25 protein-coding genes are annotated in these 23,059 nt (G+C 40.2%); 11 read left to right on the forward strand and 14 right to left on the reverse strand.

The window, feature by feature from the left end:
• The 3 genes from KJR31_RS04930 (at position 1) to KJR31_RS04940 (ending at position 2,999) form a co-directional block, all read left to right on the forward strand.
• Positions 1-1,440, forward strand: a complete 1,440-nt coding sequence (locus KJR31_RS04930) for a TrkH family potassium uptake protein (protein ID WP_214262341.1) — start codon at positions 1-3, stop codon at positions 1,438-1,440.
• 167 nt (positions 1,441-1,607) lie between these two features.
• Positions 1,608-2,234 carry a hypothetical protein gene (locus KJR31_RS04935; RefSeq protein WP_214262342.1) on the forward strand — a complete coding sequence of 209 codons (627 nt, stop codon included), beginning with the start codon at positions 1,608-1,610 and terminating at the stop codon, positions 2,232-2,234.
• Between the two features lie 153 nt (positions 2,235-2,387).
• Entirely contained in the window at positions 2,388-2,999 is a 612-nt protein-coding gene (locus KJR31_RS04940; RefSeq protein WP_250319677.1) for a CPBP family intramembrane glutamic endopeptidase, read from the forward strand.
• A gap of 361 nt (positions 3,000-3,360) precedes the next feature.
• On the opposite strand, the gene KJR31_RS04945 is transcribed toward KJR31_RS04940, so the two are convergent.
• The 3 genes from KJR31_RS04945 to KJR31_RS04955 all read right to left on the reverse strand — a co-directional run bounded on the left by KJR31_RS04945 (position 3,361) and on the right by KJR31_RS04955 (position 6,520).
• Positions 3,361-4,905: a peptide chain release factor 3 gene (locus tag KJR31_RS04945; RefSeq protein WP_214262344.1), complete on the reverse strand. Its 1,545-nt coding sequence runs from the start codon at positions 4,903-4,905 to the stop codon at positions 3,361-3,363.
• 211 nt (positions 4,906-5,116) lie between these two features.
• Positions 5,117-5,809: a YwaF family protein gene (locus KJR31_RS04950; RefSeq protein WP_214262345.1), complete on the reverse strand. Its 693-nt coding sequence runs from the start codon at positions 5,807-5,809 to the stop codon at positions 5,117-5,119.
• A gap of 24 nt (positions 5,810-5,833) precedes the next feature.
• Complete coding sequence (locus tag KJR31_RS04955; RefSeq protein WP_214262346.1) at positions 5,834-6,520, reverse strand: YwaF family protein; 687 nt, start codon at positions 6,518-6,520, stop codon at positions 5,834-5,836.
• A 212-nt stretch (positions 6,521-6,732) separates the two neighbouring features.
• Between KJR31_RS04955 and gatC the strand changes: the two genes are divergently transcribed.
• The 8 genes from gatC to nusB all read left to right on the forward strand — a co-directional run bounded on the left by gatC (position 6,733) and on the right by nusB (position 13,879).
• Positions 6,733-7,035 carry an Asp-tRNA(Asn)/Glu-tRNA(Gln) amidotransferase subunit GatC gene (gene gatC / locus KJR31_RS04960; RefSeq protein WP_214262347.1) on the forward strand — a complete coding sequence of 101 codons (303 nt, stop codon included), beginning with the start codon at positions 6,733-6,735 and terminating at the stop codon, positions 7,033-7,035.
• Positions 7,035-8,501 carry an Asp-tRNA(Asn)/Glu-tRNA(Gln) amidotransferase subunit GatA gene (gene gatA / locus KJR31_RS04965; RefSeq protein WP_214262348.1) on the forward strand — a complete coding sequence of 489 codons (1,467 nt, stop codon included), beginning with the start codon at positions 7,035-7,037 and terminating at the stop codon, positions 8,499-8,501. Before gatC ends, gatA begins: the two co-directional genes overlap by 1 nt.
• On the forward strand, positions 8,501-9,943 hold the full coding sequence (gene gatB / locus KJR31_RS04970) for an Asp-tRNA(Asn)/Glu-tRNA(Gln) amidotransferase subunit GatB (RefSeq protein ID WP_214262349.1): 1,443 nt from the start codon (positions 8,501-8,503) through the stop codon (positions 9,941-9,943). The genes gatA and gatB overlap by 1 nt, the downstream gene beginning before the upstream one ends.
• 87 nt (positions 9,944-10,030) lie before the next feature.
• Positions 10,031-11,023, forward strand: coding sequence for a zinc-ribbon domain-containing transport protein (locus tag KJR31_RS04975; RefSeq protein WP_214262350.1), 993 nt, complete (start codon positions 10,031-10,033; stop codon positions 11,021-11,023).
• 9 nt (positions 11,024-11,032) lie between these two features.
• Positions 11,033-12,415: an SPFH domain-containing protein gene (locus KJR31_RS04980; RefSeq protein ID WP_214262351.1), complete on the forward strand. Its 1,383-nt coding sequence runs from the start codon at positions 11,033-11,035 to the stop codon at positions 12,413-12,415.
• An 80-nt stretch (positions 12,416-12,495) separates the two neighbouring features.
• On the forward strand, positions 12,496-13,056 hold the full coding sequence (gene efp / locus KJR31_RS04985; protein ID WP_006150235.1) for an elongation factor P: 561 nt from the start codon (positions 12,496-12,498) through the stop codon (positions 13,054-13,056).
• 21 nt (positions 13,057-13,077) lie between these two features.
• A complete protein-coding gene (locus KJR31_RS04990) occupies positions 13,078-13,467 on the forward strand; it encodes an Asp23/Gls24 family envelope stress response protein (protein WP_214262352.1) in 390 nt (129 codons plus the stop codon).
• The gene (nusB, locus tag KJR31_RS04995; protein ID WP_214262353.1) at positions 13,460-13,879 is read left to right on the forward strand and encodes a transcription antitermination factor NusB; all 420 of its coding nucleotides are present in this window, start codon (positions 13,460-13,462) and stop codon (positions 13,877-13,879) included. The genes KJR31_RS04990 and nusB overlap by 8 nt, the downstream gene beginning before the upstream one ends.
• 54 nt (positions 13,880-13,933) lie before the next feature.
• Here nusB and KJR31_RS05000 read toward each other — a convergent pair whose 3' ends face one another.
• The 11 genes from KJR31_RS05000 to KJR31_RS05050 all read right to left on the reverse strand — a co-directional run bounded on the left by KJR31_RS05000 (position 13,934) and on the right by KJR31_RS05050 (position 23,013).
• A complete protein-coding gene (locus tag KJR31_RS05000) occupies positions 13,934-14,659 on the reverse strand; it encodes a CPBP family intramembrane glutamic endopeptidase (protein ID WP_214262354.1) in 726 nt (241 codons plus the stop codon).
• 152 nt (positions 14,660-14,811) lie between these two features.
• Positions 14,812-15,579, reverse strand: coding sequence for an acetyl-CoA carboxylase carboxyl transferase subunit alpha (locus KJR31_RS05005; RefSeq protein WP_214262355.1), 768 nt, complete (start codon positions 15,577-15,579; stop codon positions 14,812-14,814).
• The gene (gene accD, locus KJR31_RS05010; RefSeq protein WP_214262356.1) at positions 15,579-16,442 is read right to left on the reverse strand and encodes an acetyl-CoA carboxylase, carboxyltransferase subunit beta; all 864 of its coding nucleotides are present in this window, start codon (positions 16,440-16,442) and stop codon (positions 15,579-15,581) included. The genes KJR31_RS05005 and accD overlap by 1 nt, the downstream gene beginning before the upstream one ends.
• A gap of 34 nt (positions 16,443-16,476) precedes the next feature.
• Positions 16,477-17,844 (reverse strand): acetyl-CoA carboxylase biotin carboxylase subunit, encoded by a 1,368-nt coding sequence (gene accC, locus KJR31_RS05015; protein WP_214262357.1) that lies wholly within the window; start codon positions 17,842-17,844, stop codon positions 16,477-16,479.
• Positions 17,845-17,855: 11 nt separating this feature from the next.
• Positions 17,856-18,278, reverse strand: coding sequence for a 3-hydroxyacyl-ACP dehydratase FabZ (fabZ, locus tag KJR31_RS05020; protein WP_214262358.1), 423 nt, complete (start codon positions 18,276-18,278; stop codon positions 17,856-17,858).
• Positions 18,275-18,757: an acetyl-CoA carboxylase biotin carboxyl carrier protein gene (gene accB / locus KJR31_RS05025; protein WP_214262359.1), complete on the reverse strand. Its 483-nt coding sequence runs from the start codon at positions 18,755-18,757 to the stop codon at positions 18,275-18,277. Before accB ends, fabZ begins: the two co-directional genes overlap by 4 nt.
• A gap of 2 nt (positions 18,758-18,759) precedes the next feature.
• Positions 18,760-19,995: a beta-ketoacyl-ACP synthase II gene (gene fabF / locus KJR31_RS05030; protein ID WP_214262525.1), complete on the reverse strand. Its 1,236-nt coding sequence runs from the start codon at positions 19,993-19,995 to the stop codon at positions 18,760-18,762.
• Between the two features lie 22 nt (positions 19,996-20,017).
• Positions 20,018-20,752, reverse strand: coding sequence for a 3-oxoacyl-[acyl-carrier-protein] reductase (fabG, locus tag KJR31_RS05035; RefSeq protein WP_214262360.1), 735 nt, complete (start codon positions 20,750-20,752; stop codon positions 20,018-20,020).
• A gap of 32 nt (positions 20,753-20,784) precedes the next feature.
• Positions 20,785-21,705: an ACP S-malonyltransferase gene (fabD, locus tag KJR31_RS05040; protein ID WP_214262361.1), complete on the reverse strand. Its 921-nt coding sequence runs from the start codon at positions 21,703-21,705 to the stop codon at positions 20,785-20,787.
• Positions 21,698-22,672 carry an enoyl-[acyl-carrier-protein] reductase FabK gene (gene fabK / locus KJR31_RS05045; RefSeq protein WP_016466762.1) on the reverse strand — a complete coding sequence of 325 codons (975 nt, stop codon included), beginning with the start codon at positions 22,670-22,672 and terminating at the stop codon, positions 21,698-21,700. Before fabK ends, fabD begins: the two co-directional genes overlap by 8 nt.
• A gap of 116 nt (positions 22,673-22,788) precedes the next feature.
• Positions 22,789-23,013, reverse strand: a complete 225-nt coding sequence (locus tag KJR31_RS05050; RefSeq protein ID WP_000257840.1) for an acyl carrier protein — start codon at positions 23,011-23,013, stop codon at positions 22,789-22,791.
• Positions 23,014-23,059 lie beyond the last annotated feature (46 nt).

Genomic DNA, 23,059 nt, shown 5'->3' on the forward strand with positions numbered 1-23,059 from the left:
ATGAATAGAAGTATGGTACGCTTTCTTCTTGCAAAACTACTCTTGATTGAAGCTGGACTCCTATTAGTTCCCGTAGGTATCGCTCTTTACTATCAAGAATCTAGTCAAGTTTTTACAGCTCTTTTCTCTACCATCGGGATTCTTGTTGTCCTAGGTCTACTTGGAATCATCCGTAAACCTAAAAAACAACGCATCTATGCCAAAGAAGGAGTCTTAATTGTAGCTCTATGTTGGATCCTCTGGTCTTTCTTTGGTTCCCTTCCCTTTGTCTTTTCAGGTCAAATACCCAATTTTATCGACGCCTTCTTCGAAACTAGTTCCGGCTTCACTACTACGGGAGCAACTATCTTAAATGACGTTTTAGTATTAAGTCGTTCCCTTCTATTTTGGAGAAGTTTCACCCACCTCATTGGAGGGATGGGGGTGCTGGTTTTTGCCCTAGCTATTATGGACAATGCGAAAAATAGTCACCTTGAGGTTATGAAGGCTGAGGTTCCTGGACCAGTATTTGGTAAGGTGGTATCTAAGCTAAAAAACACAGCACAAATCCTTTACATCCTGTATCTGGCAATGTTTGCCCTTTTTGTAGTGATCTATTACCTCGCTGGTATGCCACTCTACGATAGTTTTGTTATCGCTATGGGAACGGCTGGGACTGGTGGCTTCACTGTTTATAATGATGGCATCGCCCACTATCACAGTTCTCTCATTACCTATCTAACCAGTATTGGGGTTTTGATGTTTGGTATCAATTTCAACCTCTACTACTACCTCATGATTCGTCGTTTTAAAGAATTCTTTTTCGATGAGGAACTTCGGGCTTATCTCTTGATTGTAATCATTTCAACTGGCCTCATTACTCTTAACACACTTCACCTATATAGTGGGGTTTCGCAAAGCTTTGAGATGGCCTTCTTCCATGTTTCTAATATCATTACGACAACTGGTTTCGGTTACGGAAACATAACCAATTGGCCTTTATTTTCTCAATATATCTTACTGATATTGATGGCCATTGGTGGTTCTGCCGGATCTACTGCTGGTGGTCTCAAAGTTATGCGTGGAGTCATTCTAGCTAAAATTGCCAAAAATCAATTTTTATCAACTATTTCCCCTCACCGTGTTCTAACTCTCCATGTTAACCAAACGGTCATCGATAAGGATACCCAGCATAAGATTCTGAAGTACTTTGTCGTTTACATCATGATTCTACTCAGCTTAATTTTCATTATCAGTTTAGATGCTAACGATTTAATGATTGTTACGAGTGCCGTTTTCAGTTGTTTTAACAACATCGGTCCAATACTCGGAACAACTGCAAGTTTCTCAATTTTTAGTCCATTTTCAAAACTCCTCCTATCCTTTGCAATGATTGCAGGACGTCTTGAAATTTATCCCATCATACTACTCTTTATGAAGCGAACCTGGTCTAAACGTTAGAAATTGTATGATCAAAAGCACATCCCTCAACAAACGAGAGGAGGTGCTTTTTCTGTTGGATAAGATTTTTTAAAAGACAGTTGAGATTCAAAAAATAACACTTGGGATAAAGTTGATTTTTCGTGAATCATTTTAGTTATAATTTTAAAAAAACGTAGGGGTATTATATGGAAAAAATGAACAAATCAATCCAACTTCTTTTATTGATTTCCTTGGTATACTTAGGATTCTGTAGTTGCTTATTTTTGCCTGGCATTGTTTTAACTCTCAAACAATCCTGCTTTTACTTTTTACTTCTCTTACTGTTATTAGCAGCCATCTGTACATTTATCCACTATCTCTCAGGACATGATCATGTGAAAAGTCAGCTACATAATCGTAGTCGATCCTTCTTTTTATTGTATAGCAGCATGGTTATCATTAACGTTGCTGGCGCAAGTTTTATTTTATTTGAAAGCATAAACACTGACAGTCTACTACAAAAAGAAATAGTGGACTTGTTACTAATCTCTTTCTTTTTCCTTTTCGGACTTGATCTTGCTACTTTTCTGCCGTTAAACAAATGGAAAAAATTACCAACTCATAAAAAGACAGGCAGGCTAACAACCCTTATCTTTTTTAGTTTGTTTTTTCTGCACAATCCCTTAACCATCCTTTCTGTCGGCTTTTATATTCTTTTAGGAGCTAGCTTTCTAAACTTTTTATTCCCTAAAACCTTAAGACAAGATTTATCCTTTTATAGTCACATCATTCGAAATATCTTACTTGTATTATCAACACTTATGTTCTGGTAGTTAATAGAATTCCTGTGAGAAGTGTGCTATAATGAAATAAATTTTTTAGGAGATATATGAATGAATTTTTTTAAAGATTATCGTAAACGATTGATTTGGTTAGGAATCTTTCTTGTAGCAATGTGCCTATCGCAAGTTCCTATCGTGACTTTAATGTTACTTCAAAGAACTCAACTTGGATCCATCTGGTCATCTCTAATAGTGGGGCTTGTCTCTACCGCTATTGTTACACTCTTTTTATACGGTGCTCACAAAAGTAAGTTATTAAATTTAAAATCGAAACTCTTTACTATCAATGATGCTCCTCGAATCGCCCTTAGTTATGTAGCCATTGTCGCTGGAAATATGATTGGTGCGATTTGGTTGCAACTTCTGAAGCAAACAACTACTTCGAATCAAGAAGCTATTAATAGCATTATGTCAGGAAGTTCTCTAATTTCCAGCATTTTCGTGGTTGCAATCGTGGCACCTATTTGTGAGGAAATTATCTGTCGAGGTATTATTCCTAAAAAGCTCTTCGAAGGATACGAAAAAATTGGATATGTTTTCGGTTGGCTTCTTTTCACTATAGCGCATATTCCAAATAATCTCCCTTCCTTCTTAATCTATGGCTGGATGTCTGCTGTACTAACTTGGACTGCTTATCGCACCAAACGCCTTGAGATGTCTATCTTACTGCATCTAGTGAATAATGGAGTCAGCATTCTATTGCTTATCCTCCTTACATTCCTTATCAAGGTTGTTGGTATAGATGCTTTTCAATAAATAGAAGTTCCACTACTAATAAAAAGACTAGAAATCTATTTAATTTCTAGTCTTTTTTGTCTATTTAAGAACGAAACACGAATTAGGTGTGAGAAGTTACAATACGGAGATAGTGACAGTAAGCTAATCCACTCCTAAATGATACGACGAAAAAATCCACGAATCGATACCATTCGTGGACTTTTCCTAGTGAAGCGTTTAGGTGAACTGCCATAGCGGTCACCGTTTATTAGATTACGACACTTAGTTTTACAAATCGATTCCATTTGTAAAACTAAGTTAGTGAGGCAGTTAGCTAGACCGCAAAATAGCGGCTAGCGTCCAACAATTAGGAACTTTAGTTCCAATTGTTGGTACTGAATCACATTTTTTCTTCCAACTCCACGTCTGGATACTTGTCCGCAAACCAGCGGAGGGCAAAGTCGTTTTCAAAGAGGAAGACAGGCTGGTCAAAGCGATCCTTCGCCAAGATATTTCGACTTGAAGACATGCGCTCATCTAAGTCTTCTGGTTTGATCCAGCGAACGGTCTTTTTACCCATTGGACTCATAACCACTTCTGCATTGTACTCATTTTCCATCCGATGCTTGAAGACTTCAAACTGCAATTGACCAACGGCACCTAGCATGTATTCACCTGTTTGGTAGTTGGTATAGAGCTGAATAGCTCCTTCTTGTACTAATTGCTCGATTCCCTTGTGGAAGGATTTTTGCTTCATGACGTTCTTAGCAGATACCTTCATGAAGATTTCAGGGGTAAAGGTTGGCAGTGGTTCAAATTCGAATTTGTTTTTGCCAACTGTCAAAGTATCTCCCACCTGATAAGTACCAGTATCGTAAACCCCGATGATATCTCCTGCTACGGCATTAGTTACATTCTCACGACTTTCAGCCATAAACTGAGTGACATTAGACAACTTAGCACTTTTACCAGTACGAGGGAGATTAACACTCATACCACGCTCGAATTCACCAGAGACGATACGGACAAAGGCGATGCGGTCACGGTGACGAGGATCCATGTTGGCTTGGATTTTAAAGACAAAGCCTGAGAAATCCTTATCATAAGGATCGACAAGTTCACCGTCTGTCTTCTTGTGGCCATGTGGCTCCGGAGCAAACTGGAGGAAGGTTTCAAGGAAGGTCTGTACACCAAAGTTCGTCAAAGCTGAACCAAAGAATACTGGTGTCAATTCTCCAGCCAGAATAGCTTCCTCTGAAAACTCATTCCCAGCTTCATTTAACAGTTCGATATCATCTTTTACTTGTTCATAGAATGGGTTGCTAGCAAAGAGCTTGTCTCCATCTTTTAGGCTAGCAAAACGCTCATCCCCTTTATAGAGTTCCAAGCGTTGGTTATAGAGATCATAGAGCCCCTCAAAGGCTTTCCCCATCCCAATCGGCCAGTTCATCGGGTAGCTAGCAATGCCTAGAACTTCTTCCAATTCTTGCAAGAGGTCCAATGGCTCACGTCCATCACGGTCCAGCTTGTTCATAAAGGTAAAGACCGGAATACCGCGGTGTTTGACAACCTCAAACAATTTCTTGGTTTGGGCCTCGATACCCTTAGCAGAGTCCACTACCATGACCGCAGCATCCACAGCCATCAAGGTACGATAGGTATCCTCTGAGAAGTCCTCGTGTCCTGGAGTGTCTAGGATGTTGACGCGTTTTCCGTCGTAGTCAAACTGCATAACAGATGAGGTTACCGAAATCCCACGTTGTTTTTCAATATCCATCCAGTCAGATTTGGCAAAAGTCCCTGTTTTCTTTCCTTTTACAGTACCAGCCTCACGAATCTCTCCTCCAAAGTAGAGCAACTGCTCAGTAATGGTTGTCTTCCCCGCGTCCGGGTGAGAGATGATGGCAAAGGTACGGCGTTTCTTAATTTCTTCTTGAATAGTCATATTTCTCTTTCTTTCTACTTTTTTAATTATTTCGATTGATAATCACTCTTTGTTACATTGGACTCTAAGATTCCTTTCAACACTCCATTATATCTGATTTTAGAGAGTTTTTCAATCGCTTATAAAAGAAAAGCAGACCAAGATAGTTGACCTGCTTTTTATATTCTTTTATTGATTATTTATATTGATTACTCTTAATATCGATATCGCTTCACAAATGAATTGTTTCTAGAGAAATTTTCTTTTCCCAGCGTTTCTTAAACAAGATATCAAAGAGTACTAGGGCTGAAGATAGAATGATTGAAACCAGCAGATACTTTATCCAAATAGGAGCATCCGGAATAAACGGCGTCGTATTCAAAAGCCCGTAATTCCCACCCGTTACTTGATTGACCCCAACCAAGAATAGATTGAGAATAAACGTGTAGGCGATAATCTGATATTTTTTAAGTAAGGTTTTATCGTAATGATTCATCAGATAAACCAGAGAATTAACTAAAAGAGCGTAATGCCCTATCAAGAATGAAAAGCTAGTGATATGAGGGAAATCATATGGATCAAAAACGGGATAGCCCAAAGCAAATACTGCGCCACTGGCTCCCATTAGGGCAAAATACTGCTTGGTTTTACATTTATCTGGTAAGAAAACAACCGCAAACATGGCCAAACGGCAATGGTAAAGAGGTAGGCTGTTAGAAAATGGAATGCTAAATCCTATATACCAGGTATAAAGAGCTAGCAGTTGAGCTATTTGAATCCACTTAAACAATCTAACAAATTTAGGATTTTTATAGTAGGTAAGAGACCCATAAATAGATAATGCAAGAAGGCCTATCATCACTCCATACCAAAAAATCGGAATAGGAGGCGGTGCAGTTGATTCAGTTGAAAAAAAATGATGCATAAAGTCTCCTTATGGTAACAAATTTCAGGTCTTTGTTTGCCTGTTTATATGTTTACATTTAACAAGTTGATTAAGAAGAACGAGAGCCCCTGTCATCAAACTAGTCACTATCAAATAGTTAAGCAAAACGCCATGATCCCCAATCACAGGGGGTTTGCTCATAAAGCCGTAATTCCCTCCTGTCAAGAGGTTGGCTAGACAGATAATGGCATTGACTCCAAAAGTCATCTGGCATATTTTCCAAATATCCCCTTTTTCAACCTCATAATATCTAACAAGATAAATCAAACAGTTGGCTAAGAGTGCCCAGTGTCCGAAAACATTGTTCAGCGAGGAGACATGAGGAAAAGGAAAGGGATAAAAGACTGGATAAACTAAAGCCATGATAGAACCAAAGACTCCCACTAAGGCAAAATATTGCTTTAAAAACGTCTTATTAGGGGCAAAAAGAATCATCCACATAGCCATCCGACTATGGTAAAAAGGGAGGGCCTCAGACAGCGGTAGGCGCGCTGAAATATACCATGCGTTGATAATCAGCAGTTGAAGCAATTGTCCCCAATACCAAAAATCTCGATAACGTTTAGAGCTTGCATAACGAATCGATAAAGCCGCTACAAGCACCAATGATGTTGGCAATAAAAAGTACCATACTCCCAAATGAGGAGGGACAGTCTTTTTACTGGTAAAAAACAATTCCCAAATTGTCATGTGTCATCCTTAACTTCCAGTAATTCATAAAGAATTCTACCTTTTTGGAATACCAAAATCCCATGCAATTGTATTTTCTAATTTCAACTATTATATCGAAATAAAAAGTATTTTTCAATTTCTACTTCTTTTCAGCTTGACTTGCCTTATTTAGGGGAAAATATGGTAAAATAGAACAGATAAAGAATCATCATTTCACGAAAGGATATCAGATGAAAATTACGCAAGAAGAGGTGACTCACGTTGCCAATCTTTCAAAATTAAAATTCTCAGAAGAAGAAACTGCTACATTTGCGACAACACTCTCAAAAATTGTTGATATGGTCGAATTGCTAGGCGAAGTCGACACAACTGGTGTCGCACCTACTACAACTATGGCTGACCGTAAAACTGTTCTCCGAGCTGATGTAGCCGAAGCAGGAACAGACCGTGACCTCTTATTTAAAAATGTACCTGAAAAAGATAATTACTACATCAAGGTACCAGCTATCCTAGATGATGGAGGAGATGCCTAATGACTTTTAATAATAAAACGATTGAAGAATTGCACAACCTCCTTGTTTCTAAGGAAATTTCAGCAACCGAACTAACGCAAGCAACCATCGAAGATATCAAGGCGCGTGAAGAGGCTATCAATGCCTTTGTGACTATAGCTGAAGATCAAGCTCTTGCTCAAGCTAAAGCTATTGATGAAGCTGGAATCGATGCTGACAATGTCCTTTCGGGAATTCCACTAGCTGTTAAGGATAACATCTCTACTGATGGCATCCTCACAACTGCTGCCTCAAAAATGCTCTATAACTACGAGCCTATCTTTGATGCAACTGCTGTTGCCAATGCAAAAGCTAAAGACATGATCGTTGTTGGAAAAACAAACATGGACGAGTTTGCCATGGGTGGATCAGGTGAGACTTCCCACTACGGTGCTACTAAAAATGCATGGGACCAGACCAAGGTTCCTGGTGGGTCATCAAGTGGTTCTGCTGCAGCTGTAGCTTCGGGACAAGTCCGCTTGTCACTTGGTTCTGATACTGGTGGGTCTATCCGCCAACCTGCTGCCTTCAATGGGATTGTTGGTCTCAAACCAACCTATGGAACAGTTTCACGTTTCGGTCTTATTGCCTTCGGTAGCTCGCTCGATCAAATCGGACCTTTCGCTCCAACCGTTAAGGAAAATGCCTTCTTGCTCAATGCTATTGCTAGCGAAGATGCTAAAGACTCTACTTCTGCCCCTGTTCGCATTGCCGACTTTACTTCAAAAATCGGTCAAGACATCAAGGACATGAAAATTGCTTTGCCTAAAGAATATCTTGGCGAAGGGATTGACCCAGAGGTTAAAGAAACGATTCTGAGTGCTGCTAAACACTTTGAAAAACTCGGTGCTATCGTTGAAGAAGTTAGCCTTCCTCACTCTAAATACGGTGTGGCAGTCTACTACATTATCGCTTCATCAGAAGCATCATCAAACTTGCAACGATTTGACGGTATCCGCTATGGTTTCCGTGCAGAAGATGCTAAGAACTTGGATGAGATTTACGTTAACACTCGTAGCCAAGGATTTGGTGACGAAGTCAAACGTCGGATTATGCTTGGTACTTTCAGTCTTTCATCAGGTTACTACGATGCCTACTACAAGAAAGCTGGTCAAGTTCGTACCCTTATTATCCAAGATTTCGAAAAAGTCTTTGCAGATTATGACCTCATCCTTGGTCCAACAGCTCCAAGCGTAGCCTTTGACTTGGATTCGCTCAACCACGATCCAGTTGCTATGTATTTGGCGGATCTCTTGACAATCCCAGTTAACTTGGCTGGTCTACCAGGAATTTCGATTCCTGCAGGATTTGCTCAAGGTCTACCAGTAGGTTTGCAATTGATTGGTCCTAAATACTCAGAAGAGACTATTTATCAAGTTGCTGCTGCTTTTGAAGCAACAACAGACTACCACAAACAACAACCCGTGATTTTTGGAGGTGATAACTAATGAACTTTGAAACAGTCATTGGACTTGAAGTCCACGTAGAGCTCAACACCAATTCAAAAATCTTCTCACCTACTTCTGCCCACTTTGGAAATGACCAAAATGCCAATACAAACGTGATTGACTGGTCTTTCCCTGGGGTACTACCTGTTCTCAATAAAGGGGTTGTTGATGCCGGTATCAAGGCAGCTCTTGCCCTCAATATGGACATTCATAAAAAGATGCACTTTGACCGCAAGAACTACTTCTATCCTGATAATCCAAAAGCCTACCAAATTTCTCAGTTTGATGAGCCAATCGGTTACAAGGGCTGGATTGAAGTTGAACTAGAAGATGGTACAACTAAGAAAATCGGTATCGAACGTGCCCACTTGGAAGAAGACGCTGGTAAAAACACCCACGGTACGGATGGTTACTCTTATGTAGACCTCAACCGTCAAGGGGTGCCTTTGATTGAAATCGTATCTGAAGCAGACATGCGTTCACCAGAAGAAGCCTACGCTTATCTAACCGCCCTCAAGGAAGTTATCCAATACGCTGGTATCTCTGACGTTAAGATGGAAGAAGGTTCTATGCGTGTGGATGCCAACATCTCCCTTCGTCCTTATGGTCAAGAGAAATTCGGTACCAAGACAGAGTTGAAAAACCTCAACTCCTTCTCAAACGTTCGTAAGGGGCTTGAATACGAAGTCCAACGCCAGGCTGAAATCCTTCGCTCAGGTGGTCAAATCCGCCAAGAAACGCGTCGTTACGATGAAGCTAATAAAGCTACTATCCTCATGCGTGTTAAGGAAGGCGCTGCAGACTATCGTTACTTCCCAGAACCTGACCTACCACTCTTTGAAATCTCAGACGAGTGGATTGAAGAAATGCGCACAGAGTTGCCAGAGTTTCCAAAAGAAAGACGTGCTCGCTACGTATCTGACCTTGGTTTGTCAGACTACGATGCTAGCCAGTTAACTGCAAATAAAGTCACTTCTGACTTCTTTGAGAAAGCTGTTGCCCTCGGTGGTGATGCCAAACAAGTCTCTAACTGGCTCCAAGGCGAGGTTGCTCAGTTCTTGAATGCAGAAGGCAAGACACTAGAACAAATCGAGTTAACTCCAGAAAACTTAGTTGAAATGATTGCCATCATCGAAGACGGTACTATCTCATCTAAGATTGCCAAAAAAGTTTTTGTTCACCTAGCCAAAAATGGTGGCGGTGCTCGTGAATACGTCGAAAAAGCTGGTTTGGTACAGATTTCAGACCCTGAAGTCTTGATTCCAATTATCCACCAAGTCTTTGCGGATAACGAAGCCGCAGTTGCTGACTTCAAGTCAGGAAAACGTAACGCTGACAAGGCCTTCACAGGATTCCTCATGAAAGCAACCAAGGGCCAAGCCAATCCACAAGTTGCTCTTAAACTACTTTCCCAAGAATTGGCTAAGTTGAAAAACGATTAATCGAATAATTTAAATATAACTGTCACAAGCTGATATAAAATTCTAGCTTGCTGCCTTGCACTCTGTACTCACATAGTTAGGAGACACATGAAAAAGTTATATACTCTAATCGCTACTTGCTTGCTTCTTCTCTTTGTGACACCCCTACAATCAATCGATGCTGGTGTCGGCCATTCTCGAAGTGGTAGCTCTAGTCGTAGCAGTTCTCGAAGTAGTAGCAGCTCTCGAAGTAGTAGCAGTTCTCGAAGTAGTTCAAGTGGCGGTAGTTCTTCTTACAGAAGTAGCTATCGTTCTGGTGGTAGTTACTCAAGTTCAGATGGTTCTTTAGGGACCGGAATGACTATTCTTATCATGTTTGGTGTAGGAGCTTTCTTACTCTTCATGCTCATCAAGTACCTTAGCGACCAAGATACTTCTTATTCAAAACCATATAGAAGGCCTACTCCTAGCTACCAACCAGAAACAACTAGCCATCGTAGGGTTGAACATAATAACCAAGCTATTGATCGACTTAGATATTATGATCCAAACTTTGACGCCTCTACTTTCACTTCATGGGTTAAAGAAGTCTACATCCAGTTGCAGGCTGCTTGGACTAAAAAAGATTGGAATGCCGTTCGTTCTCTAGAGAGTGCCAGTCTCTATTCTCAACATAGTGCTCAACTGGAAGACTATATCCAATCCCAAACAACCAATGTCTTGGAGCGTGTCTATGTTGAAAATATTAGAATCAAAGATTTCAACAGTAATCCAGATGGAAACGATACTTTAGTCGTTATCTTATCATCTACCTTGAGAGACTATGTCATCGAAGACAAGACTCGTAAGGTTATTGAGGGAGACCCTCAAAAAGATTTATTTACAGTTTACCAAATGAACTTTATTCGTAAACACGGTAGCCAAACTGAATCAACTGTTCAAGAGGAAGCTGTTAGCGACCGCTGTCCAAACTGTGGCGCTCCACTCAAAATATCAGCTATCAGCAAATGTGACTATTGCGGATCTGATATCACCCGTAGTCCAAACCAATGGGTACTTGACACCTATGATGTTGTGGATGAAGACGAACTATATAATTAGGAGGAAATTATGGGATTTATTCGTGTTGCCAAAGAGCAAATTATGGGAGTTATTGATGTTGCCAAATCTGCTGGAATTAATAGTATTAATGATAGTAAATATAAGGAAGCCGTTGTGCTTCCAGAACACGTATCATCAGATGCGTTAGCTGTTAAAGGAACTCTTCTTACAAAAGACCCTGACGGAGTTTCTAGACAAAATAATCAAAATACTGGACTTCTTACAGATGGTTCTGTTGTCATTGTCCCTCAAGGCTACGTTGCTATCCTTGTAAATAACGGTACTTTCCTTGGTGATGTTTTAGAAGCTGGTAGTCATGAATGGCGCTCTGGAGACAACGCTTGGCTTTTAGAAAAAGGTGGAATAAGAGGAACTTGGGAAAACTTCAAGCATCGCTTTTCATTCGCTGGTCAAGTCGTTACTCAACAAGAAATCATCTTTGTCCGTGTCCAACCGATTACGGGTAACAAATTTGGCACGCAAAACGCTGTGGAATACTTCAGTGAACGTTACCAACAATTGCTCAACATCCGTTTCTACGGTTTGTATGATATTAAAATTTCTGATCCAGTTCTTTTCTACGTTAGCTCTATCAGTCAACAAATTGACGAACATAAACCTTTTACTATTCAAGATATCGCTCAAGGTACTTTGCGTCAAAATATCTCTCCTAAAATTGCGATTGCGATTTCAAAATTCACCAATGAGTATCGAGTTGATATCTATAGCCTAAATGCTAATCAAGATGCTTTTAATGAAATCGCTAAACAAGAAGTCAATAAGGTATGGACTAGCCTTTATGGAATTGAAGCAACCAATATCCTTCTTGAAGACTTGAGCTACGACAAAGAAAGTCTTGAAATTGTTCGTAAGCTTGATAGCGAACTAGTTGCTATGAAATACAACACGATTGAAATTGAAGAACGTCGTGCTCGTAACGAAGCTCTTATCGCTGCAGCTAATAATGAAGGTAACGGCAATGGTATGAACATGATTATGGGGATGAATCTAGGACAAACGCTCGGTGGCCAAATCAACCAACAAGCTCAACCTATGAATCCTAATCAAAGCAATATCCCAGCACAACCTGCTGATCCAAACCAACCTTTGACTCCAAGACAAACTATAAATTCTGAACAAGTTGCTAGCCCAGCCCAAACTGTTAGTCCTGAACAGACTGCTAACTCAGTAGAATCTACCAATCCCGAAGTGACAACTCCTACGGAAGAAACTACTAGTCAAGAAGTGACAACTCCTGTAGCAGAATCTACCAATCCTGAACAAGCTACCAACTCTGAAAAAACCGCTAACAAAAACTTTTACATTGAAGTCGATGGCAAGTACGTATTAGTTACTAAGGACGAAGATGGAAACATCGTTCCTGTCAACTAATCTCACTTCCCTGATATTTGAGAAATCTCACGACTTATGATACAATAAAGAGTAAATTATTTTATTAAAGAGGTAAAAACATGATTGAAGCAAGTAAATTAAAAGCTGGTATGACCTTTGAAACAGCTGACGGAAAATTGATCCGCGTTTTGGAAGCTAGCCACCACAAACCAGGTAAAGGAAACACGATCATGCGTATGAAATTGCGTGATGTCCGTACTGGTTCAACATTTGAAACAAGCTACCGTCCAGAGGAAAAATTTGAGCAAGCGATTATCGAAACTGTGCCAGCACAATACTTGTACAAAATGGATGAAACAGCTTATTTCATGAACACTGAAACATATGACCAGTATGAAATTCCAGTTGTAAATGTTGAAAATGAATTGCTTTATATTCTTGAGAACTCTGAAGTTAAAATTCAATTTTACGGAACTGAAGTAATCGGTGTGACAGTACCTACAACTGTCGAATTAACAGTTGCTGAAACTCAACCATCTATTAAAGGTGCTACTGTTACAGGTTCTGGTAAACCAGCTACAATGGAAACTGGACTTGTTGTCAACGTTCCAGACTTCATCGAAGCAGGACAAAAACTCGTTATCAACACTGCAGAAGGAACTTACGTTTCTCGTGCCTAATCTCTAGAAAGAGGTCATTCTATGGGAATTGAAGAACAATTAGGCGAAATCGTTATCGCCCCACGTGTACTTGAAAAAATCATTGCTATCGCTACTGCTAAAGTAGAAGGTGTCCACTCTTTTTCAAACAAATCAGTATCTGACACCCTTTCAAAACTTTCACTCGGTCGTGGCGTCTATCTAAAAGAATCTGAAGAAGAATTAACCGCTGATATCTATCTCTATCTTGAGTATGGTGTTAAGGTTCCTAAGGTTGCAATGGCTATTCAAAAAGCTGTAAAAGATGCCGTTCGTAATATGGCTGATGTTGAACTCAGTGCGGTGAATATTCACGTTGCTGGTATTGCACCAGATAAAACACCAAAACCAGCATTGAAAGATTTATTTGATGAGGACTTCCTCAATGACTAGTCCATTATTAGAATCTAGACGCGAACTACGAAAATGTGCCTTCCAAGCACTGATGAGTCTTGAATATGGTTCTGATATTGAAACTGCTTGTCGCTTCGCCTATACTCATGATCGAGAAGACGACGAGGTAAAACTCCCTAGTTTCCTAATCGATCTTGTATCTGGTGTTCAAGCTCAAAAAGAGGAACTAGACAAACAAATCACTCAGCATTTAAAGTCTGGTTGGACGATTGAACGGTTAACCTTAGTTGAAAAGAATTTATTGCGTTTAGGAGTTTTCGAAATCACTTCCTTTGATACTCCTCAACTTGTAGCTGTAAATGAAGCTATCGAGCTTGCAAAAAGCTTTTCAGATCAAAAATCAGCCCGTTTCATTAACGGACTGCTCAGTCAATTTGTAACAGAAAAATAAAGAAAAAAGTGTTTGACAGCTATCAAACACTTTTTTCTTTGTCTTCTCCTATTCCTATCTAAAAAAACGATCATAGATTAAATTAGAAAGAAGCAACCAGATGAAATCTGCATGAATGAGAAAGTTCATAAAACTATGGCACAGGATTGTGATTTTTAGATTCTTTGTCCAACGATAGACTAGGGCAAAGAAAAGACCAGAAAAACTATAAACCATCAAACTAAAGGGATCACGATGGGACAATACCAAATGACTGAGCCCAAAGATAAGAGCTGATAAGATAACATCCAAGTAGTATTTGGACTTAGGGAAAAAAGTATTCATAAAATAGCCTCTATGAACTATCTCCTCTAATAGAGGCCCAAGAATGACAACTGAAACAAAAGAGAAGCAAGTCGTTAAAATAGTAGATTCCCCACTGATGGATATGACTGAAAGAAGATCTTCAAAGATATAGTGATTATTAATGAAGCGACTAAACTGTAAGTAAAAAGCACTTAACAACTGACGGACAACATAAGCAGCCACCAGACTAACTACAAGGTAAAAGAATCTGGATTTTTTCGAGCCCTTTTTCTCAAAAATATAGAGCATTTTTTTATTTTTAAGCCAATAGAATAATAGTCCTAAAAGAGCTAGCTGCTCTACTGCTACAATAATAGAATAGCCATCCATACCCCAGACAAACATCTTAGCTAGATACAGACTACTGAAATCTAGCAGATAAATTGATAGGAATACCAGTAATGTATAGATTCCCAAATGACCTAGTTTTTTCATATTCACTCCAAAAAATCTTTGTTGATTTAATTTTATAGCATATATTTCTTTTGTTATATTAACAACTTCTTTTGCAAAAGTCAATTTTTCATCCTGAATTGTATTTTTAAAATCCAAAAAGCTAGAACCATTTCTTAGTTCTAGCTTTCTTTTTAATATTTTCTAAAGCGTAGATAACGCTCTTCCAAAAGTTTCTCCAACGGTAATTGTTTTAATTGTTCAATTTCTGTCTGAAGTTCATTTTTTACACGAGCTAATAGTTCTTTAGTAGAGAGACCTATCTCTGAAATAACCTTATCTACAACTTCCATCTCCAACAGTTCATGTGAGGTTATTTTCATCAATTCAGCCGCTTCCATAGCACGACTGCCATCTTTCCAAAGGATAGACGCAAAGCCCTCAGGACTAAGAACTGCATAGATCGAATTTTCCAACATCCAGACACGATCTGCTACCGCTAGAGCTAAAGCCCCTCCTGAACCACCTTCACCGATAATCATAGCGATAATCGGTACCTTAAGGTCGCTCATCTCCATGAGGTTACGGGCAATCGCTTCACCTTGACCACGTTCTTCTGCTCCGACCCCTGGATAGGCACCAGCGGTATTGATAAAGGTTACAATTGGACGACCAAATTTTTCAGCTTGTTTCATCAAGCGGAGAGCTTTTCGATAACCTTCTGGATGAGGTTGACCAAAGTTGCGGTTCAAATTATCCTGTAAGCTTTTACCTTTTTGGATTCCGACTACAGTTACCGCTTGTTCTCCCAACCATCCGATACCACCAATAATAGCACCATCATCTCTGAAAGAGCGATCCCCATGTAGTTCTACAAAGTCATCAAATATTCCTGTTGCAAAGTCCAAGGCAGTTAAGCGGGTTTGTTCACGTGCTTCTCTGACGATTTTTGCAATATTCATCAACAATCCCCCTTATGTAACCTTACTAATCGAGCAATCATATCTGGCAATTCTCTTCGTTTAACAATCGCATCCACAAATCCATGTTCTAACAAAAACTCTGCCTTCTGGAAATCCTCTGGCAAATCTTCCCTTACGGTATTTTCAATCACACGGCGTCCAGCAAAACCTACCAAACTTTGGGGTTCTGCCAAGATGATATCACCTTCCATAGCAAAGGAAGCTGTCACTCCCCCAGTTGTTGGATCCGTAAGGATCGTCAGATAAAAGAGACCTGCATTGGAATGACGTTTAACTGCAGCAGAAATCTTAGCCATCTGCATCAAACTCATGATTCCTTCCTGCATACGTGCTCCACCAGATGCTGTAAACAATACGACTGGTAATTTTTCAGCTGTTGCGTACTCAAACAATCTTGTGATTTTTTCACCAACGACTGTTCCCATGGATGCCATGATAAAATTAGAATCCATGATGCCGAGAGCAACTTTTTCTCCCTTAATCAAAGCAGTTCCTGTGACAACAGCCTCATCAAGACCAGTTTTTTCACGCATAGAGGCTAATTTCTTTTGATAGCCTGGAAATTTCAAGGGATCCTGCGTTTCAATTCCAGTAAACATCTCTAAGAAGCTTCCCATATCAATGGTTAAAGCTAAACGCTCTTGAGCTGAAATACGGAAGGTATAGCCACAGTGAGGGCATATCCGCTCACTCCCCAAGTCCTTTTGGTAAATCGTATATTTGCAACCTGGACATTGGGAGAAGAGCTCATCTGGAACCTCTGGCTTGATCTGAGGTTGATTTACAGTCGAACGATTGGGATTAATTCGTATATATTTATCTTTTTTACTAAATAGAGCCATACATCCCCCTTTTCAGTCTCATACTCTTTTTATATTATTCTTTTTCTTGATAGTGTGGTAAGAAAGTTTCCATCAAGAAGGAAGTATCGTAGTCCCCTGCTATCACGCGACGATCTGAAATCAAATCAAGTTGGAAATCTGCATTGGTAACGACCCCTTCAATTTCGAGTTCATATAGAGCTCGTTGCATTTTCATAAGTGCATCAAAACGATTTTCACCATGAACAATAATTTTAGCAATCATACTATCATAGTATGGCGGAATAGTATAACCTGGATAAACTGCAGAATCAACACGCAAGCCAACACCACCACTTGGTAGATAAAGATTGGTAATCTTACCAGGACTTGGTGCAAAATTAAAGGCTGGGTTTTCCGCATTGATACGACACTCAATAGCATGTCCTTTTAGAACAATGTCTTCTTGTTTCAGAGACAAAGGTTGACCTGCTGCAATACGGATTTGTTCCTTAACAATATCCACTCCAGAAACAAATTCAGTTACTGGGTGTTCCACTTGGACACGCGTATTCATCTCCATAAAGTAGAATTTGCCAGTTGCTTCATCTAGTAGGAATTCAATGGTCCCAGCATTTTCATAACCAACAGATTCCGCCGCACGGACTGCTGCAGCACCGATTTCATTACGAAGTGTTTTCCCAATAGCAATGGAAGGACTTTCTTCTAAAACCTTTTGGTTATTTCGTTGAAGCGAACAGTCACGTTCACCTAGGTGAATCACATGTCCCATTTGGTCAGCAAGAATCTGTACTTCAATATGGCGGGCAGGATAAATCACGCGCTCTAGGTACATAGCTCCATTACCAAAGTTTGCTTTGGCTTCGCTAGAGGCTGTTTCAAAGGCTGATGTGAGATCTTCTGCCTTTTCAACCTTACGAATTCCTTTACCACCACCTCCAGCTGAAGCTTTCAGCATGACTGGATAACCAATTTTTTCGGCAATAGAAAGGGCCTCTTCTGCGGTATGGACTTCTCCATCTGAGCCTGGAATTACGGGCACATTAGCCTTAATCATTTGGGCACGGGCATTGATTTTATCCCCCATGACATCCATTACTCGAGCTGATGGCCCGATAAATTTGATACCGACTTCTTCACACATAGTTGCAAATTTGGAATTTTCACTTAAAAAACCAAATCCAGGGTGAATAGCTTCAGCTTCAGTCAAGACCGCAGCTGATAGGATGGCATTGATGTTCAGATAAGATTCTGTAGCCTTCCCAGGACCGATACAGATAGCCTCATCAGCCAAAAGAGTGTGGAGAGCTTCCTTGTCAGCAGTCGAATAAACAGCAACTGTAGCAATTCCTAACTCTCGTGCCGCACGAATAATACGAACAGCAATTTCACCACGATTTGCAATTAAAATCTTACGAAACATGGAAAACCTCCCTAGTTTCCAATAGCAAAGGTTAGAGTACCACTCGCCGCAAGCTTACCATCTACTTCTGCCTTCGCTTCTACTACGGCGATTGTGCCACGACGTTTGACAAAAGTTGCTGTCATGACAAGCTGATCACCAGGAACAACTTGCTTTTTAAATTTGACTTTGTCCATACCAGCATAGAAGACAAGCTTCCCTTTATTCTCAGGTTTTGAAAGTTCCAAAACACCTGCTGTCTGTGCTAAGGCTTCCATGATTAGTACGCCTGGCATCACAGGATAAGCTGGGAAGTGTCCGTTAAAGAAAGGTTCATTAATCGTTACATTTTTAATGGCAACGATTGTATCTTCATTGACTTCTAAAACACGATCCACTAAAAGCATAGGATAGCGGTGGGGTAAAGCTTCTTTAATTCCTTGAATATCAATCATTTGATACGTACCAAGCCTTTCCCGAACTCAACCATTTCTTCATTTTCAACAAGAATTTCTGTTACAACACCATCTTTAGGTGCTGGAATTTCATTCATGACCTTCATAGCTTCGATAATGACTAGTGTTTGACCTTTTTTAACAGCATCACCGACTGAAACAAAATTAGGTTTGTCTGGTCCGGCAGCCAAGTATGCAACTCCGACAAGCGGACTTTCTACAAGGTCCCCTTCGGCTACAGCTTCACCAGCACCTGATTCTGAAACTGTTTCTACAACTGGAGCTACAGTTTGGGTTTGTGGTGCAACAGTAAATTCAGTTGCTGAAACCACTGGTTGAGGTGTTGGACTTGTTTCTGAAATAAGTTTTGCTTCATTCTTACTAAAGAGCAACTCATCCGTTCCATTTTTATAAGAAAATTCTCTCAAGCTTGACTGGTCAAATTGTGCCATCAAGTCTTTGATTTCATTTAAATTCATCTTTACTTATTCTCCCAACGTTTGAAAGCAAGAACTGCATTATGCCCACCAAATCCAAAGGTGTTTGAGATAGCATAAGGAATTTCACGTTCCACGCCTTGTCCATAGATAACGTTCGCTTCGATATAGTCTGACAATTCTGTAGTTCCAGCTGTCATCGGTACATAGTTGTTACGGATTGCTTCAATTGTTGCAATAGCTTCAACTGCACCTGCTGCACCGAGCAAGTGTCCTGTAAATGACTTGGTTGAAGATACAGGTACTTCCTTACCAAGAACTGCTACGATAGCACCACTTTCTCCCTTTTCATTAGCAGGAGTTGATGTACCGTGAGCATTGACATAAGCTACTTGGTCTGGTGTGATTTCAGCTTCCTCCAAAGCAAGTTTGATAGCTTTAATAGCACCTTGGCCTTCTGGATGCGGTGAAGTCATATGGTAGGCATCACAAGTATTCCCGTAACCGACAACTTCAGCTAGGATAGTTGCACCGCGTTTTTCAGCATGCTCTAAACTTTCAAGGACTAACATACCTGATCCTTCACCCATAACAAATCCATTACGGTCTTTGTCAAATGGAATAGAAGCACGAGTTAGATCTTCTGTTGTTGAAAGAGCTGTTAAGGCTTGGAAACCAGCAATCGCAAATGGCGTAATAGAAGATTCTGATCCACCGACGAGCATGATGTCTTGGAAACCAAATTTGATAGAACGGAAGGCATCTCCGATAGCATCATTTGATGAAGCACAAGCTGTGTTGATAGATTTACAGATACCATTGGCACCAAAGCGCATAGCAACATTCCCTGCTGCCATATTTGGCAAGGCTTTTGGAAGTGTCAATGGTTTTACACGTTTTGGTCCTTTTTCGTGAAGTCGAAGCACTTGATCTTCGATTTCTCTGATTCCACCGATACCTGATGCAACGATGACACCGAAGCGGTCTTTATCAAGCGTCTCTAAGTCAAGATTTGCATTGTTTACTGCTTCTTGGGCCGCATACAAGGCATACAAAGAATAATCATCAAAACGATTAGTATCTTTTTTTACAAAATATTTGTCAAAAGGAAAATCATTAATCTCTGCTGCATTATGGACGTCAAAAGCACTGTGATCAAACTTGGTGATTTCACCAATCCCAATCTTTCCGTTCTTTAAACTGTTCCAAAATTCTTCTGGCGTATTCCCAATTGGAGATGTTAATCCATAACCTGTTACTACTACACGATTTAGTTTCATTTTCATACCTCTATTTTAACTCTTATTGCATGGTAAGTCCACCATCAATTGCAATGACTTGTCCCGTTAGATAATCTTGGCTTGCAAGAAAGGCTGTGACCTCTGCCACTTGCTCAGCTTGACCAAATTGTTTCATCGGAATTTGTGCCAGCATGGCATCTTTTACCTTATCAGATAGGACTGCAGTCATATCTGATTCGATCATTCCTGGTGCAATGGCATTGACACGTACATTACGATTGGCCACCTCACGTGCTACCGATTTGGTAAATCCAATTAGACCAGCCTTAGATGCAGCGTAGTTCGCTTGACCGATATTTCCCATCAAACCAACGACACTTGACATATTGATAATGGCCCCTTCACGAGCTTTTATCATCTGCTTCAAGACCGCTTGTGTCATATTAAAAGCACCCGTTAGATTGACTTTCAAGACCTTTTCAAAATCTTCTTCTGTCATCTTAAGCATGAGAGTATCTTGAGTAATCCCAGCATTATTAACGAGGACGTCTACTGAACCTAACTCTTCAATCGCTTGGTCCACCATGCGTTTTGCGTCTGCAAAGTCAGATACATCACCAGAAATAGTAAGAACTTTCACCCCGTATGGTTTAAACTCGTCTAGAAGCTCCTCGGAGATTTCACCACGACTATTCAAGACAACGTTAGCTCCCAAGCTAGCAAATTTATGAGCAATGGCAAGACCAATTCCTCGACTTGAGCCTGTAATAAAGACATTTTTCTGTTTTAGTTTCATTTTTCTCCTTTCAGAACTTCTACCACATTAGTCTAATTTTCTAAGAGTGCTTGTAGACTCGCTTGATCTTCCACATTAGCAAGTTGAGCTGTTTTATCAATTTTTTTGACAAATCCTGACAAGACTTTCCCAGGGCCAATCTCGATAAAACGAGTTACACCAGCTTCTTGCATGACTGCAATGCTTTCATAAAAACGAACAGGTTCCTTAACTTGACGAGTCAAGAGTTCTGCAATTCGTTCTTTTTCCATGACCTTTGCTTCTGTATTACCAACAAGTGGACAAGCAAAGTCATTAAACTCAACATCTTCTAGGACTTGAGCTAATTTTTGACTAGCAGATTCCAATAAAGCTGTATGGAAAGGTCCAGAAACATTTAGCGGAATCAAGCGTTTTGCTCCCGCTTCCTGCAAAAGTTCAACTGCACGATCTACTGCAACTACCTCACCACCAATAACAATTTGACTTGGGGTATTGTAGTTAGCTGGAGTTACAACACCAAGTTGAGAAGCTTCTTTACAAGCTTGTTCAATAACTTCAACTGGAGTATTGAGTACGGCTACCATTTTACCAGAACCAGCGGGTGCCGCTTCTTCCATATAAGCACCACGTTTAGCAACTAATGCCACTGCATCTTCAAAATTCAAAGCGCCACTAGCTACAAGGGCTGAATATTCTCCAAGCGACAAACCTGCCACCATATCAGGCTGGTAACCTTTTTCCTCTAGAAGTCGGTAAATTGCAACTGAAGTAGCTAAAATAGCTGGTTGCGTATAACGAGTCTGATTTAACTTTGTTTCATCATTATCAATCAAATCACGGAGATCATAACCCAAGACTTGGCTAGCTTGATCGATTGTTTCCTTGACGATAGCATATTGGTCATAGAGCTCGCGACCCATTCCTAGGTATTGAGCTCCTTGACCTGCAAATAGAAAGGCTGTTTTAGTCATTTCTTGTAACTCCTGCCCAACGAGCGGCTTCTTTTTGAATTTTCTCAGCTGCACCATAGTAGATATCTTTTAAGATTTCTTCAACAGTTTCTTCTTTCGATACCAAACCTGCAATCTGACCGGCCATTACTGAACCACCATCCACGTCACCATGGACAACAGCCTTAGCTAAGGCTCCAGCGCCCATTTGTTCAAAGATTTCTAAGTCTGGATTTTCTTGTTTAAAGGCATCTTTTTCAGCTTGCTCGAAATCACGAGTCAATTGATTTTTGATGGCACGAACTGCGTGACCAAAATGTTGTGCTGAAATAGTTGTATCGATATCACGAGCTTTTAAAATCTTAGCTTTATAGTTTGGATGAGCATTTGATTCTTTAGCAACTACAAAACGAGTTCCTACTTGCACAGCTTCCGCACCAAGCATAAATCCAGCTGCAGCTCCCTCGCCGTCTGCAATACCACCTGCAGCGATAACAGGAATTGAAACAGCCGCCGCAACTTGGCGAACCAAGGTCATAGTTGTTAATTTACCAATATGTCCGCCGGCTTCCATACCTTCAGCAATGACGGCATCTGCACCGATTTTTTCCATGCGTTTCGCCAAAGCTACACTTGGGACTACAGGAATAACGGTAATCCCCGCTTCGTGGAATCGCTCCATGTATTTGCTTGGATTTCCTGCACCAGTTGTGACTACCTTAACCCCTTCTTCAATAACGAGGTCAACAATATCATCTACAAATGGAGACAGAAGCATAATGTTAACACCAAAAGGTTTATCTGTTAAAGATTTTATCTTATCGATATTAGCTTTAACAACTTCTTTAGGTGCGTTTCCTCCACCAATGATTCCGAGACCACCAGCTTTTGAAACAGCTCCAGCCAAATCGCCATCTGCCACCCAGGCCATTCCACCTTGGAAGATAGGATATTTAATATTTAATAGTTCAGTGATACGTGTTTTCATATTGCCTCCATAAGTCTTGCTTACGTAATAGTTCGACTTTATTATAATTTGACGGTCAAACTATTACCTAAACAAGAGGGAGCGGGTCTCCCCTACTCCTTCTTTATTTATTCTAATTATTTTGTTTGCTCTTCAACGTAAGCAACCAAGTCGCCAACTGTTTTCAAGTTGTCTTCAGCTTCGATTTGGATATCAAAAGCGTCTTCGATTTCTGAGATTACTTGGAACAAGTCCAATGAATCTGCATCCAAATCATCAAAAGTAGATTCAAGTGTTACTTCTGATGCATCTTTTCCAAGTTCTTCAACGATAATTTCTTGTACTTTTTCAAATACTGCCATGATAGACTCCTTTAAAATAAATAGTTTTTTATAACAATGTGATCAC

Source organism: Streptococcus infantis (genome assembly GCF_018499575.1).
Lineage (GTDB): Bacteria > Bacillota > Bacilli > Lactobacillales > Streptococcaceae > Streptococcus > Streptococcus infantis_K.

Bases quoted from the DNA above. Each gene is read 5' to 3' on its own strand.
- accD (WP_214262356.1), bottom strand. From the start codon at position 16,442: ATGGCTCTATTTAGTAAAAAAGATAAATATATACGAATTAATCCCAAT.
- KJR31_RS04945 (WP_214262344.1), bottom strand. From the start codon at position 4,905: ATGACTATTCAAGAAGAAATTAAGAAACGCCGTACCTTTGCCATCATC.
- KJR31_RS05000 (WP_214262354.1), bottom strand. From the start codon at position 14,659: ATGAAAAAACTAGGTCATTTGGGAATCTATACATTACTGGTATTCCTA.
- KJR31_RS04975 (WP_214262350.1), top strand. From the start codon at position 10,031: ATGAAAAAGTTATATACTCTAATCGCTACTTGCTTGCTTCTTCTCTTT.
- KJR31_RS04950 (WP_214262345.1), bottom strand. From the start codon at position 5,809: ATGCATCATTTTTTTTCAACTGAATCAACTGCACCGCCTCCTATTCCG.
- gatB (WP_214262349.1), top strand. From the start codon at position 8,501: ATGAACTTTGAAACAGTCATTGGACTTGAAGTCCACGTAGAGCTCAAC.
- accC (WP_214262357.1), bottom strand. From the start codon at position 17,844: ATGTTTCGTAAGATTTTAATTGCAAATCGTGGTGAAATTGCTGTTCGT.
- fabZ (WP_214262358.1), bottom strand. From the start codon at position 18,278: ATGATTGATATTCAAGGAATTAAAGAAGCTTTACCCCACCGCTATCCT.
- KJR31_RS05005 (WP_214262355.1), bottom strand. From the start codon at position 15,579: ATGAATATTGCAAAAATCGTCAGAGAAGCACGTGAACAAACCCGCTTA.
- fabK (WP_016466762.1), bottom strand. From the start codon at position 22,672: ATGAAAACACGTATCACTGAACTATTAAATATTAAATATCCTATCTTC.
- KJR31_RS04935 (WP_214262342.1), top strand. From the start codon at position 1,608: ATGGAAAAAATGAACAAATCAATCCAACTTCTTTTATTGATTTCCTTG.
- KJR31_RS05050 (WP_000257840.1), bottom strand. From the start codon at position 23,013: ATGGCAGTATTTGAAAAAGTACAAGAAATTATCGTTGAAGAACTTGGA.
- KJR31_RS04955 (WP_214262346.1), bottom strand. From the start codon at position 6,520: ATGACAATTTGGGAATTGTTTTTTACCAGTAAAAAGACTGTCCCTCCT.
- gatC (WP_214262347.1), top strand. From the start codon at position 6,733: ATGAAAATTACGCAAGAAGAGGTGACTCACGTTGCCAATCTTTCAAAA.
- nusB (WP_214262353.1), top strand. From the start codon at position 13,460: ATGACTAGTCCATTATTAGAATCTAGACGCGAACTACGAAAATGTGCC.
- KJR31_RS04980 (WP_214262351.1), top strand. From the start codon at position 11,033: ATGGGATTTATTCGTGTTGCCAAAGAGCAAATTATGGGAGTTATTGAT.
- accB (WP_214262359.1), bottom strand. From the start codon at position 18,757: ATGAATTTAAATGAAATCAAAGACTTGATGGCACAATTTGACCAGTCA.
- efp (WP_006150235.1), top strand. From the start codon at position 12,496: ATGATTGAAGCAAGTAAATTAAAAGCTGGTATGACCTTTGAAACAGCT.
- fabD (WP_214262361.1), bottom strand. From the start codon at position 21,705: ATGACTAAAACAGCCTTTCTATTTGCAGGTCAAGGAGCTCAATACCTA.
- KJR31_RS04940 (WP_250319677.1), top strand. From the start codon at position 2,388: ATGTTACTTCAAAGAACTCAACTTGGATCCATCTGGTCATCTCTAATA.
- gatA (WP_214262348.1), top strand. From the start codon at position 7,035: ATGACTTTTAATAATAAAACGATTGAAGAATTGCACAACCTCCTTGTT.
- KJR31_RS04930 (WP_214262341.1), top strand. From the start codon at position 1: ATGAATAGAAGTATGGTACGCTTTCTTCTTGCAAAACTACTCTTGATT.
- KJR31_RS04990 (WP_214262352.1), top strand. From the start codon at position 13,078: ATGGGAATTGAAGAACAATTAGGCGAAATCGTTATCGCCCCACGTGTA.
- fabG (WP_214262360.1), bottom strand. From the start codon at position 20,752: ATGAAACTAAAACAGAAAAATGTCTTTATTACAGGCTCAAGTCGAGGA.
- fabF (WP_214262525.1), bottom strand. From the start codon at position 19,995: ATGAAACTAAATCGTGTAGTAGTAACAGGTTATGGATTAACATCTCCA.